12 protein-coding genes and 1 pseudogene are annotated in these 13,436 nt (G+C 37.9%); 10 read left to right on the top strand and 3 right to left on the bottom strand.

Annotation, left to right across the window (positions count from 1 at the left end; all coding sequences use genetic code 11):
* The first annotated feature begins 238 nt into the window (after positions 1-238).
* From AM629_RS15305 to artM, 5 genes are all read left to right on the top strand, one after another.
* Positions 239-1,138 (top strand): LysO family transporter, encoded by a 900-nt coding sequence (locus tag AM629_RS15305; RefSeq protein ID WP_054480133.1) that lies wholly within the window; start codon positions 239-241, stop codon positions 1,136-1,138.
* A 303-nt stretch (positions 1,139-1,441) separates the two neighbouring features.
* Positions 1,442-2,170 (top strand): arginine ABC transporter ATP-binding protein ArtP, encoded by a 729-nt coding sequence (gene artP / locus AM629_RS15310; protein WP_054480134.1) that lies wholly within the window; start codon positions 1,442-1,444, stop codon positions 2,168-2,170.
* A 19-nt stretch (positions 2,171-2,189) separates the two neighbouring features.
* Positions 2,190-2,924, top strand: a complete 735-nt coding sequence (artJ, locus tag AM629_RS15315) for an arginine ABC transporter substrate-binding protein (RefSeq protein ID WP_054480135.1) — start codon at positions 2,190-2,192, stop codon at positions 2,922-2,924.
* 13 nt (positions 2,925-2,937) lie between these two features.
* On the top strand, positions 2,938-3,654 hold the full coding sequence (gene artQ, locus AM629_RS15320; RefSeq protein ID WP_054480136.1) for an arginine ABC transporter permease ArtQ: 717 nt from the start codon (positions 2,938-2,940) through the stop codon (positions 3,652-3,654).
* Positions 3,654-4,322, top strand: coding sequence for an arginine ABC transporter permease ArtM (gene artM, locus AM629_RS15325; RefSeq protein ID WP_054480137.1), 669 nt, complete (start codon positions 3,654-3,656; stop codon positions 4,320-4,322). The genes artQ and artM overlap by 1 nt, the downstream gene beginning before the upstream one ends.
* A gap of 59 nt (positions 4,323-4,381) precedes the next feature.
* On the opposite strand, the gene rlmC is transcribed toward artM, so the two are convergent.
* The 3 genes and pseudogenes from rlmC to AM629_RS25280 form a co-directional block, all read right to left on the bottom strand.
* The gene (gene rlmC / locus AM629_RS15330) at positions 4,382-5,515 is read right to left on the bottom strand and encodes a 23S rRNA (uracil(747)-C(5))-methyltransferase RlmC (RefSeq protein ID WP_054480138.1); all 1,134 of its coding nucleotides are present in this window, start codon (positions 5,513-5,515) and stop codon (positions 4,382-4,384) included.
* 24 nt (positions 5,516-5,539) lie between these two features.
* Entirely contained in the window at positions 5,540-6,052 is a 513-nt protein-coding gene (locus AM629_RS15335; RefSeq protein WP_054480139.1) for a type III secretion system chaperone family protein, read from the bottom strand.
* A gap of 125 nt (positions 6,053-6,177) precedes the next feature.
* Positions 6,178-6,448 (bottom strand): annotated as a pseudogene (locus AM629_RS25280) (YbjC family protein).
* Between the two features lie 191 nt (positions 6,449-6,639).
* Between AM629_RS25280 and AM629_RS15340 the strand changes: the two are divergent.
* From AM629_RS15340 to AM629_RS15360, 5 genes are all read left to right on the top strand, one after another.
* Positions 6,640-6,897, top strand: coding sequence for a GrxA family glutaredoxin (locus AM629_RS15340; RefSeq protein ID WP_054480140.1), 258 nt, complete (start codon positions 6,640-6,642; stop codon positions 6,895-6,897).
* A 539-nt stretch (positions 6,898-7,436) separates the two neighbouring features.
* The gene (gene ybjG / locus AM629_RS15345) at positions 7,437-8,045 is read left to right on the top strand and encodes an undecaprenyl-diphosphate phosphatase (RefSeq protein ID WP_054480141.1); all 609 of its coding nucleotides are present in this window, start codon (positions 7,437-7,439) and stop codon (positions 8,043-8,045) included.
* 952 nt (positions 8,046-8,997) lie between these two features.
* Positions 8,998-10,296 carry an HAAAP family serine/threonine permease gene (locus AM629_RS15350; protein ID WP_054480142.1) on the top strand — a complete coding sequence of 433 codons (1,299 nt, stop codon included), beginning with the start codon at positions 8,998-9,000 and terminating at the stop codon, positions 10,294-10,296.
* Between the two features lie 846 nt (positions 10,297-11,142).
* A complete protein-coding gene (locus AM629_RS15355) occupies positions 11,143-11,460 on the top strand; it encodes a Cro/Cl family transcriptional regulator (RefSeq protein WP_235525489.1) in 318 nt (105 codons plus the stop codon).
* Positions 11,461-12,702: 1,242 nt separating this feature from the next.
* The gene (locus AM629_RS15360) at positions 12,703-13,041 is read left to right on the top strand and encodes a hypothetical protein (protein ID WP_054480144.1); all 339 of its coding nucleotides are present in this window, start codon (positions 12,703-12,705) and stop codon (positions 13,039-13,041) included.
* The last annotated feature ends 395 nt before the right edge of the window (positions 13,042-13,436 follow it).

Consider the following 13,436-nt stretch of genomic DNA (forward strand, 5'->3'; position numbering starts at 1 on the left):
TCTTGAAATCTATTGGGTATAGATGCAATTCCGTTTGAGTTTTATACCCACTAAAAGTTATTAATAACACACCAACATTAAGAATAAAAAATTCTTTAAGCAGCAACCTGCTTCTCCCTACCTTGACTATTCTCTTAGTGTAAAAAAATTGTTATATTTATTTTTGTGGTCTTTCAGGTTAATTTCCGCACTAAACTTGGATAAAAAAGACGTTAACTGTTTTATAAGGATGTTAATTATGTATTCTGGGCTGTTGATCATTCTTTTACCGTTAACGCTTGGTTATTTTTTCCGTTCGAATAATCAAACACTGCTAAATGCTGTTCATCGCCTCCTCAATGCGATGGTATACGTTATTTTGTTTTTAATGGGGGTAAGCCTTGCTTTGCTAGAAGATTTAGGCCGTAACCTCTTCTCTATTTTTCAGTATGCAACTGTATTCTTCTTGTGTATTTTTGCCACCAATATGCTGGCATTATTCCTTCTTGAAAAACGTGATCCATGGATTGCCGGTCCGCACAAACAGGAAAAGCCCCCTGCCCGCTTACATATGGTTTTTGAATCACTGAAATTATGTGGCGTTCTGATTTTAGGTTTCCTACTTGGACTAACCGGCTGGTCGTGGCTGCATTTCGCCAGTCGTGCCAGTGAAATTGCTCTGGTTATTTTGCTGTTACTGGTAGGTATTCAATTACGTAACAGCGGTATGAACCTGAAACAAATATTGCTGAACCGCCGAGGTATGATTATTGCGATTATTGTCGCGATCAGTGCGCTTGTTGGTGGTGCAATTGCAGCATTTATCCTTGGACTGCCAGTGAAAACAGGTTTAGCACTTGCTTCCGGTTATGGCTGGTATTCCCTCTCTGGTATCTTGCTTTCTGATGCTTATGGGCCAGTAATCGGCAGTGCCGCATTCTTTAACGACCTGGCACGTGAACTGGCAGCGATTATGCTAATTCCAGCCTTGGTCAATCGATATCGCTCAAGCGCAATAGGGTTAAGTGGTGCAACTTCTATGGATTTCACCCTACCAGTGTTACAACGGTGTGGTGGTGTCAGTATCGTTCCAGCAGCTATTGTTCACGGTTTTGTATTGAGCTTACTGGCTCCTTTACTGATAGCATTCTTTACTTAACCAGAATTTCAGCCACAATAATATTTGATGTCATAAATTATGATTCTAGGACTTGATCGCCATCAGTAGTAAGCGATAACTATTCACCTTAATTGCTTATCAATGGACGTCTTACTCAATCTTTTTAGCATGAAAACAGCATAAATAAGCTCTTGTTAAAGAACAGTGTCAACAGCGAATAGAACAAGTTAATCAGATATGTAATTGAAATATCAATTGGTGATATTATATGTATAAAATATTGCATAATTATGCCAACAGGTTTAGCATCATACTAAATCACTGACTATTCAGAAATAAAGCATGAGTATTCAATTAAAAAACATTGATTGCTATTACGGTGCGCATCAAGCACTGTTTGACATTAATCTTGAGTGTTCCTCAGGGGAAACCGTGGTTTTGCTGGGACCGAGTGGTGCTGGTAAAAGCACTTTATTGCGGGTATTAAACTTGCTGGAAATACCGTGTTCCGGTCAGTTGAATATCGCTAATCATCAATTCGATTTTGAACAGACACCCGGCCCCAAAGAGATTCGCTCTCTACGTCAGAATGTAGGTATGGTTTTTCAACAATATAACTTGTGGCCCCACCTGACTGTTATGAATAATCTAATCGAAGCGCCTTGCCGTGTGCTCGGTTTATCCAAACAACAGGCGCTGGCAAAAGCAGATAAGATACTTTCCCGTTTGCGCTTAAATGATTTTGCTGGCCGCTTTCCGCAACATTTATCTGGAGGGCAACAACAACGGGTCGCTATTGCCCGAGCATTGATGATGGAACCACAGGTTTTGTTATTTGATGAACCCACTGCCGCACTAGATCCGGAAATTACAGCACAGGTTGTGAACATTATTCATGAATTGTCCGAAACAGGTATCACACAGATTATCGTTACTCATGAAGTGGAAATTGCCCGTAAAGCCGCAAACCGTGTCGTATATATGGAAAACGGCCACATTATAGAACAAGGTGATACCCGTCATTTTACTCAACCACAAACCAAAGCCTTTGCTAATTATCTGTCACACTAACTATTAATAGGATATAGCGATGAAAAAATTACTGTTTGCAGCCCTCTTCGGTGCAGTGACTTTATCTGCAACCGCCACGGAAAAAGAGACCATTCGTTTTGCTACGGAAGCGACTTATCCGCCGTTTGAGTTCATTGATGCAAACAACAAAATACAAGGCTTTGACATAGATCTGGCAAATGCCCTCTGTACGAAAATTAATGCTACATGCACTTTCACTAACCAATCATTTGATAGTCTAATTCCAAGCCTGAAATTTCGTCGTTTTGATGCTTTAGCGGCAGGTATAGACATCACACCTGAGCGTCAGAAACAGGTTGATTTTACTGATACTTATTATGACAACTCAGCGATATTTATCACAATTAAAGGCAAAATCTCCGGTATCGAGGAATTGAAAGGCAAACAAGTGGGCATCCAGAACGGAACAACTCACCAGAAATACTTGATAGAACAACGGAAAGAAATTAAAACCGTTCCTTATGATAGCTATCAGAATGCAATTCTGGATCTGAAAAACGGTCGTCTGGATGCTATCTTCGGTGACACTGCCGTTATAAATGAGTGGCTGAAAAAGAATGAAAACTTAAGTACAGTGGGTAATAAAGTCACTGATCAAAACTACTTTGGCATCGGCTTAGGCTTTGCAGTTCGTAAAGGTAACAAAGCGCTACAGGAGAAGCTGAACAAAGCATTAACTGATATCAAACAAGATGGCACTTATGACATCATCTATAAAAAATGGTTTGAATAATAACTGAATCTCAATGAATGAATTTCAATCTTTAGTCAACGCCGCCGGCATCACCGTCGGCCTTGCCATTTCTGCATTAGTGCTTGGTCTGATTCTGGCAATGATCTTTGCGGCTTGGGAATCAGCTCGCTGGAAACCCTTCTCCATGCTTGGCACCTGCTGGGTTACGCTGTGCAGAGGATTACCGGAAATTTTGGTTGTGCTGTTTGTCTACTCCGGCGCATCACAATTCCTGATGATGTTGGCTGATGGCTTTGATGTTTATCTTATTTTCTGGCATCCCAGAATTCAGATAGATATTCAAGATTTTTATGTCAGCCCATTCCTCTGTGGTGTTATTGCACTTTCCCTGCTCTATTCAGCTTATGCATCCCAGACACTGAGAGGGGCGATAAAAGCCATTCCTATCGGCCAATGGGAAGCCGGTCTTGCATTGGGTCTTGGTCGCGCAGAAATATTTTTCCGCCTGATAATGCCCCAAATGTGGCGACATGCTCTACCCGGGCTTAGCAATCAGTGGTTAGTTTTGCTGAAAGATACTGCGTTGGTATCGCTTATCAGCGTCAATGATCTGATGTTGCAAACCAAAAGTATTGCAACACGTACTCAAGAACCCTTTACCTGGTATATGATTGTGGCGCTTATCTATCTGGCTATCACCCTGATCAGTCAATTGATTCTGAAGAAAATTGAGATGCATACCACTCGCTTTGATCGGAGTGCTTCCTGATGCTTGAATATATTCAACAAATTTTGCCAGGGCTGCAAATCAGCCTGAGTTTAACTATTGCCGCTCTTTTTGTCGCTTTCACGCTATCCGCGCTGTTCACTATGGTTCTGACCATGAAATTGCCGGTACTGACACAACTGGTAAAAATCTACGTTACTCTATTTACCGGCACTCCTTTGCTGGTGCAATTCTTTTTGGTTTATTACGGGCCTGGGCAATTTCCATCCATAAAAGAGTATCCGTTATTTTGGCAGCTACTGTCTGAACCCTGGTTCTGTGCAATGGTGACGCTAGCGCTTAACAGTGCAGCCTATTCTACTCAGCTATTTTACGGTGCAGTAAAAGCAATCCCTGCCGGTCAGTGGCACTCCTGCCAAGCGTTGGGAATGTCTAAAGCACAATCTATGCAGATCTTGCTGCCATATGCCTTCAAACGAGCGTTGTCTTCCTATTCCAACGAAGTCATATTAATTTTCAAAAGTACTTCTCTTGCCAGCACAATTACTCTGTTGGAAGTAATGGGATACAGCCAGCTTTTGTTTGGCCGTAATTATGATGCAATGGCTTTTGTTGCCGCTGGTGTGATTTACTTGTGTGTTAACGGTATCTTGACCTTACTGATGAGGATGATTGAGCGCCGTGCACTGGCTTTTGAGCATCGCAATTAAATGTTTGGCTATCACGGGATGGCGTATTACAACCCCATCCCTTTCTTCACAATACAAAATCAGCAACGATTTAATACCAATAACGTTAAAACTTCATAGTGCTCAGTATGAGGGAACATATCAAACAACTGTATCTTTTCCACACGATAATTAGCTAACGCAGCGATATCTTTCGCCATCGTCTGAGCATTGCAGCTTGAATAAAGAATATAGCCAGGTGCCATTTTGCTGAGATAATCACATAGCTCTTTACCAATTCCCCGACGAGGTGGATTTACCAGAACCAGTTGCGGAATCTGATCTTTTGCTACCGCAAAATGGGTTGAATCCAAAGCCTGAAACTCGATATTTTCCAAACCTAGTGTTTTGGCCGAATCACGAGCACAATCAATCGCTTCAGGACTGATTTCTATTCCCGTTAAACGGGTGTTTTTATCTGCACAATGAAGCCCAAAGCCACCAACGCCACAGAACAGATCCCACATGCTGTTAATTTTCAGCTCACGGACCCAACGCCCTGCTGTCGCATATAATTCAGAAGCAATTTTGGGGTTAGTCTGGAAAAAACTATGTGGACGAATGTAAAGAGGAATACCATTAAATTCTTCTTTTAGTGATTTTTCCTCAGTAAAAAGGATCTCCTTTTCACCTTCCAAAATCGCCATATGGATTGGCTGAATATTGGCAGAGATAACCGTAAGCTGTGGCAACTGCGTTCTCAATTGGGGCAAAGCACGTTCCAATTGAACAATTTTTGTTTCAGAACGCAGTACAAAACGCAGCATCATTTCACCACTATTACGGCTTTCTGTCAGCAACAGATATTTCAGTTCACCCCGTTTACGGGCAACGTTATACGGCGTCAACCCGGCACAGGCAATGAAAGATTTAACGACATCGAATACGCGCTGAAAATACGGTGGATAAAGGGGGCAGTTGCACAGATCAACTGCGATACCATCACGATGTAACATTCCCAGCAATGGCCGCTCTACGCTGCCACTGACGACCATTTTAGCTTTATTGCGAAAGGTACTTTGTTCACTGGCAATCGGAGACAACCATTGACCAACGGTGGTTTGGGCCAATAATTGTTTTAAATTCTGCTGCTTATCTTCTAACTGCTGAGAATAGGTTTTCTCAAGCCACTGACAGGAGTGACAATGCCCCGAAGAATACTGTGCACATTGCATTATTGAATGACCGCGTTTGAAATATTAGTGCAAAGTAAAAGTTGGTTCTTTAGCCGAAACCTGTGACTCTTCGTCCTCTTCAATGTCACCTTCGACTTCAATATCACGACTAACATACAACAGATTATTACTGTGAATTTCAAAAACCACACCCGCAATTTGCTCTTCACTTTGTTGTAAGAAATGAGAAAACTGGGAAAAGGTGAGTCCGGCTGAAACCAAGAAAGACTGGCATACTACCAATTTCGGTAGGTTTTCATCCTGAATATCAAGAAAAGCCTTAATAGTCAGCGAACTCGCGTTAATCTGGCTTAGATTAGCCATCAGAGGAATAATTGCTGTTGGCTTAACCTCAGCCAAAGCAGAGAACAAGATGACGTTATCGAGCAAATCAATTTTAGCATCGAATAAACCATCAATATTCTGCATATGAGGTAGATGCAATGCCTGGCACGAATCACACTCAAAGTAGGAAATTTTGAGCTGATCCAACCACTCACGTAACACTGGTAAGTCAGGAATGACAAGTGAACCCATCTAACAACCCCATACAACGGAAAATGAAAAAGCGCTATAGCTTACGAAATAATTCTTTATCGCGCTATCACCAATAACTGATAAATTATTTTTCTTTACCGTTATCGATACCTTTCGACTTATTTTTACCCTCTTTTTTTAAGATCGACTCCCAGAAAAAAGAGGCCATACACTGCGCACCAGATGATATTGACCGCAGCAGGAATCAGACAACCAATACCTGCAAAAATCATAACAATATGCGCTTCTGGAGTCATTAGTAGATCTGTTAAGGACAATATCATTAATAGTCAAATATGCCAGGAGCAACCCGCCAATGCCCATGATTTCCAGCAGGATAACCTGTTTTGACATATCTGCCAACGAACTCATACTACCCTGTCGCTCACTCTTCATTGCATCCTCACTGACAATTTTAGTGCGGTATTATACTACCGTAAATCTATTGCTAAAATCGGTATGATTAATTAAAACAAAAGGCAATTCCTGCTTTTTTTTACAGATCTATGCAGGCATAGTAGCTATCAATGAACATGAGCAACACACCAATTTAAGATTATTTTTATATAACCACTAGAGGAGTTTATATGTTTACTGTGATTTTTGGCCGTCCTGGTTGCCCGTATTGTGTCCGCGCGCAAGAGCTAGCTGAAAGACTGAAAGAACAACGTGATGATTTTGATTTCAATTATGTTGACATTCACGCAGAAGGTATCACTAAAGCTGATCTAGAAAAAACTGTTGGTAAACCGGTCGAAACTGTTCCACAAATTTTCGTTGATGAGAAACACATTGGTGGCTGCACAGATTTCGAAGCATACGTAAAAGAGCACCATTTGTTATAATAATCGACCTTCACACTTTACTTTTTCGCTGTAAAAGCAACCATTGATTAACGACAGCTTACTCCGTTGATTTGTGCAAAAAATGTTATTTTCATCAAACCGAAAAAAATCTGTATTTTTTTCTTATCACGAAGAACTTTCTTGCCAAATCGTAGTCTGAGTTAATGCCACTGCTTTTCTTTGATATCCCCATATTGAGGAACCCGATAGTTGATCCATTTTGGTTTAAGGCTATCGGTTTTTTTTATTGCCTGAAGAATCTGACTTTCGCAAACGCATAACCCATTTCTCAGATGATCTAAACTCTTAAGTATCGGTAATATTATGCAGTCTAATTATAGATATATTATATATATCAATATATTGGCCGATTTTTTTACTATCACCACCCAACTTTTTTCTGGTGTAAATATAAACAAAAAATAAATAACACCAAATAATTATGACAATTATTCTTTACTCATACTTCTTCCAACTTTAACCTTCTACGCCCAATTGTCGTTATGTACACAAGTGACTGACTGTATGTGAGGCCCGATTTGTTAGAGCAAACAAACCATAATCTATTTACTTTTTTCAATGCCACGCCTGAATCATCACCTTTGATGATTGCAATGGCGATTTTCATTGCGAAATATCTGGTTCTAATTTTTCCTCTGATATTGGCAGGTTTTTGGTTTTGGGGTTCAGAACGTGCCCTTCCCCATCACCGGGTTATCGTCAGTAAAACCACCATTGCTTTTTGTTTTGCTATGCTAACCTCATTCTGCATTGGTTTACTTTGCCCTCACGACCGCCCTTTCGCAGAAGGCTTTGGTTATAACTTTCTTCTTCACGCGCCAACAACCTCATTCCCAAGTAATCACGGCACAGCTGTCTTCACGTTCGCTCTATCTTTTCTACTCTGGTATAGGGTTTGGCCCGGCTTGTGTATGATGGCAATCGCGTTGGTTGTCGCATGGTCCAGAGTCTATTTAGGTGTCCACTGGCCGATGGATATGGTTGGAGCATTTCTCGTCAGTCTGATGGCATGCGCTTTCACACAAATGATATGGTTCTTATTTGGTGAAAATTTACAAAAAATACTGAATAATCTGTATCAACGCTGCTGCGCTTTTCCTATCCGTAAAGGCTGGATAAAAAATTAATGCATACTACCAACTTGAGTTCACTGACATGCTAATATTGTACTTTTAATCAGCAATATAGATGCAAACTCATTATTCCAGACAAGTAAACGCGACTTCAATCAAGATCTTTTTATCAGAAGTCATTGGTTAATTTCACCCCCAAAAATGAACATTAGTTAAACAACAGAATAATATTTTGGACCATATTTAACATTTATCTATTCTTTAAATTCAATTCAAAACTTTTCATCAATCAAGAAACCTACACTAAACCACTATGTAAATAGATATACAACGGCAGGAATTATTAATATTTGATCGAAGAATACATAGCTCATATTTCACTCATATCATTGACGCTACCAATCTGTTATTCTGGCTTTATATATATTTTTCACAAAGATACAAATACAACATAAGATGTAAATATTTTTAAATCCAGTAACAAATTGATATTTGTCAACTTATTTATTCTTACTTCTCTTTTTCATTTCCATTCATTAATATGTAAACAAAAGACAATGAAATAGCAAAAACATAAGATAATAATGAGAGTTGAGTAATGATTCGATTCAGGTTATAATTTGACCTTATTAAAATTGCAATATTTAGACAACAATTACACTAAATTTCGTAACATGATGACTTTACGGGGTTTATTTGGCATTTGAGACTATGATCACTGTACTATTCACTAAAAATCGCTATCTTGCCGCTATCAAAAGTCTGAAATTAAAATTTTCTGATTTTCTTTCAAAAAAGAAAGTAAAGCGAAATTTTTGGCTTGCTAATTTAAAGTCTAATTTTCGACCATATGTTAATGTGGTAATAAAAACGTTTAAATAAAAACCAGAGATATTTAAAGAATTTGTTATTTATAAAGAAAGAGTTAAACCACATGCATTTACTGAATGCTTGCGGTACTGTAATTTTATTTTTTTAATTTACCGCGTTATTCTCGGAGATAATTATGGATATGACTCAAACAGGTACGATCGCATCCAAGGGCGCCAACCCAAGCGATTATAAAACCTGGCGTAAATCAGATACAGTATGGATGCTTGGTTTATATGGTACTGCGATTGGTGCCGGTGTACTGTTCTTACCAATCAACGCAGGTATTGGTGGCTTGCTACCTCTGCTGGTGATGGCACTACTGGCTTTCCCAATGACATTCTTTGCTCACCGCGGGATGTGCCGTTTCGTTCTGTCTGGTAAAAATCCTGGTGAAGATATTACTGAAGTCGTGGAAGAGCATTTTGGCAGCCTGGCAGGTAAACTCATCACCTTGCTCTACTTCTTTGCTATCTACCCGATATTACTGGTTTACAGTGTTGCCATTACCAACACCGTAGATAGCTTTATTGTTCACCAATTACATTTGCCATCTCCGCCTCGTGCCCTATTGGCTCTGATCCTAATTGTTGGTGTAATGGCCATCGTTCGTTTCGGCGAACAAGCTATCGTTAAAGCAATGAGCGTACTGGTATTCCCATTTGTTGCAGTTCTGATGTTACTGGCGTTTTATCTGATCCCTAACTGGAACACCTCAATCTTCGAAAACATCACTATTTCTGCAACAGGTGCAGGCCATGGGCTATTGATTACTCTGTGGCTAGCGATCCCAGTAATGGTATTCTCCTTTAACCACTCACCAATCATCTCTGCATTTGCTGTAGCAAAACGTGAAGAGTACGGCGAAAATGCGGAGAAAAAATGTTCCCGCATTCTATCGTATGCTCACATCATGATGGTTGTGACCGTCATGTTCTTCGTATTCAGTTGCGTACTGAGTCTGTCTCCAGAAAACCTGGCAGAAGCTAAAGCACAAAACATCTCTATTCTGTCTTATTTGGCTAATCACTTTAATACACCAGTGGTTGCCTACATTGCTCCGTTCATTGCATTCATAGCGATTACCAAATCTTTCCTTGGGCATTATCTGGGTGCTCGTGAAGGCTTTAACGGTATGGTGGTTAAGACACTACGTGACCAAGGTAAAACCATTGAACCGAATAAACTGAATCGCATCACATCCATTTTCATGTTAGTCACTACTTGGATAGTTGCTACTCTGAACCCAAGTATCTTGGAAATGATCGAAAGATTGGGCGGTCCAATTATCGCAATGCTGCTGTTCATCATGCCAATGTATGCGATCCGCAAAGTTCCTGCTATGCGCAAATATAGCGGCAAACTAAGCAATACTTTTGTTGCCTTCATGGGCTTAGTGGCTATCTCTGCTGTTCTGTATTCACTATTTGCATAATCAATTCCTGGTTGCTGCTCTCTTCAGCGGGCAGCAACCGCATACTTACACGGAACTGCTTCACAACTTCCAACAGTGTACCCCCGCATGATCCCACAAAGTATTTACACTTCCTGATTAATATTATTCTTAGATATATATTCCTGATGTGTTAAATGAACATTTCTATTATTAACAGCATTAATTAATATGCATATTTCTCCGACATAGTTGATGCTTATATTAAAATAACCACTAACAATTCCATTTATATTCTAATAAGTTATTTAAAGAATATAAGAATATAAGAATATAAGAATATAAGAATATAAGAATAATTATCATAGAAAAGTATTTCTTGTAATAAAAGACACATAACAACTCTTTCATATTGATATTTATAGAAATTTCAAGAAAATAAAAAACAATATTATTTTCCATGATTAAAAATGCAATTATATTTTAATTATCACACTAATCATCCCAATATAAATATATTATCAACAATATCTTAATTCCATCCAATTATACAAAATGTAAGAAATTACAACTATTTCATATTTACCATTTATTTTCTTCCTTTGGCAATATAACTATATTTATCAATCAATTAAATTATTTTCTTAAATTTAATTGACAACCTCCAAATGGCACCTATAGTTATATGTGTCAGACAAAATGTTATATGCCAATTAAAAACGTTAACTGTCCTATATTTTTAGTGCAAAAATATTTCTTATGTAGATTGCTTTTTTATAGTAGAAGTACCAACCAACTTATATTTCTCAATCTAGCGGTTTTCCGTTCTTTTCTTGAGAGAATATAAGTTTATTTATCAAAAAATTACAATATATTATGGAGTTTATTATGATGATTAACGATATGCACCCTTCTTTAGTAAAAGATAAAGATATGATGAATGATATGATCTTACGTAGCTGTAAAGTCATTAGCATGAAAGTTATGCCTGATAATGTCATGCAAGTCATGGTGACCATATTACTACTTGATGGCGGCTCTGAAGAGATGCTTTTAAAATGGAATCTTATGGACAATAGAGGCATGGCTATTTATAAGGTTCTGATGGAAGCTCTTTGTGCTAAGAAAGATATAAAAATAGGAACCGTAGGAAAAATAGGACCTCTCGATCGTGATTATATCAATCACGTAGAATTATCTATGTAAAATAATCATCCGTTGTTAAATGTCTGTGCTAACTAATAGATTCCTAATAAAAACTTAATCTGATTTTAAGCGATTTGATTGGTCGTAAAATACAGTACAGTTGTAAACAGGAATTAGGCGCAACATTTTTCTGGTAGAATAACGCTGATTTTCATAAAGATGTATCCTACCAGATTTAGGGCAGAACATAATCTCAACGTTCTGCCCGTCAATATTCTACTCAATGTTATTTAAAAATAGGAACCTATAAAATAACAAAAATAAATTTATAAATTAATTCACCTAACTATATAAATAGCTTTCTAAAATAGTGCTACACCTTACACACGCTACATAACATATAACTCTATACCCGTCATCTTTCAAGTTGCTTCTTTGTTGGCTGCACTCACTCACCCCGGTCACATAGTTATCTATGCTCCCGGGGATTCGCTCCCTTGCCGCCGCGATGCATCTTGAAATCTATTGGGTATATGTATAACAATTGGTTGAAGAAAGCCACGTGTAGCAGAATTATGAAACCTTATTTATTTCGTCAATATCAACCCTAATATATCACCTGCGAATTAATTTTTACCAAAAAGTAATTATTTATTCAGAATTGTCTATGAAATAACACATACTATCAATTCAACTTCTAAAAACAAGATGGAATAATATTCCTCTTTTATACATCGTTAATATTTCATAATGAAAGAATAACTTTAGTAACTTATTAACAAATCAAGTTATTTTATTTGATATTATTAACCATGCAAGGTACCACAACTATTAATCCCCAAATTTATAATTATATAATTACCTAAATCCATAATATTTGAAAAAAATATCCTCTAAGAAATAGAAATGAAGAAGAAAAAAGAAAATAATTTCTCACGTACCACGAGTGCACTCCAACTCCTATACGATATTCAAATCTCCAATTTATTAACAATAATACCCTGAAATAATAACACCCATGAGAATGAATTATTAACCATCCATTCAGATAATTAGCAAAAAATATCAATATTATTTTTAATAATCGCTATGCATTTTATTATCATACATCTAACTCTTTAGAGGAAAAATATCACCGTCAACATTTTAACAGCATCAATAATTATATAACACAGATAAACTTTTAATATAGATTACAATTACCAATTATCTTATATTTCTTCGGCGGGTAACTTATTGCTTCGCATCTTTAAGTAATAAAAATTTATTTTTTCAACTACATTAAATTATAGGATTAATACAATGAACCATGCACATCCTTCTTCAAACAGTGAAGTGGCAACAGAAAATAAAACTGAGACTACTCAGGCTCCTAATTACTATTTCGCAGTCGGTACAGTAAGTTCAATTCAAGCTGCACCTGATCAAAATCAATTGCAGATTACTGTTACTATGCAACTCCCTAACGGCAGATTTAACTACCTCTTATGGTGGAATGCTCAGGACTACAGAGGCGCAGCGCTGTATCATCTTCTTCTGAACGCTTGTGGTAATAACAAACGTGTAAATATCACTTCTTCATCAGTTGTTTCTCCTGGTGGATACAATTATATCTACAACGCAACACTGTTAGCTTCTTAAGATAAATCTATAAACTGCTAAATATCTACACCGAATACAGTATTGCCACAATGTAAATTTGGCGTAGTATTTCCTTGGTAGAATGAGGCTGACGTTTATTCAAAGCTAAAAGACAACTTCTATCAGACACCACTCTTTCCAGGCAGAGCTGCAATATCAGGGTTCTGCCTGTTTCAACAGAATTTTTTCGAATTCAATATCATAAATAAAAAAACAAAAATCAATCCAAACATATTCATTTATTACACATTTAATAACTTAACAACAATATACCCGTCATCTTTCAAGTTGCTTCTTTGTTGGCTGCACTCACTCACCCCGGTCACAGAGTTATCTATGCTCCCGGGGATTCGCTCCCTTGCCGCCGCGATGCATCTTGAAATCCATAGGGTATA

The organism is Photorhabdus heterorhabditis (assembly GCF_001280945.1).
Lineage (GTDB): Bacteria > Pseudomonadota > Gammaproteobacteria > Enterobacterales > Enterobacteriaceae > Photorhabdus > Photorhabdus heterorhabditis.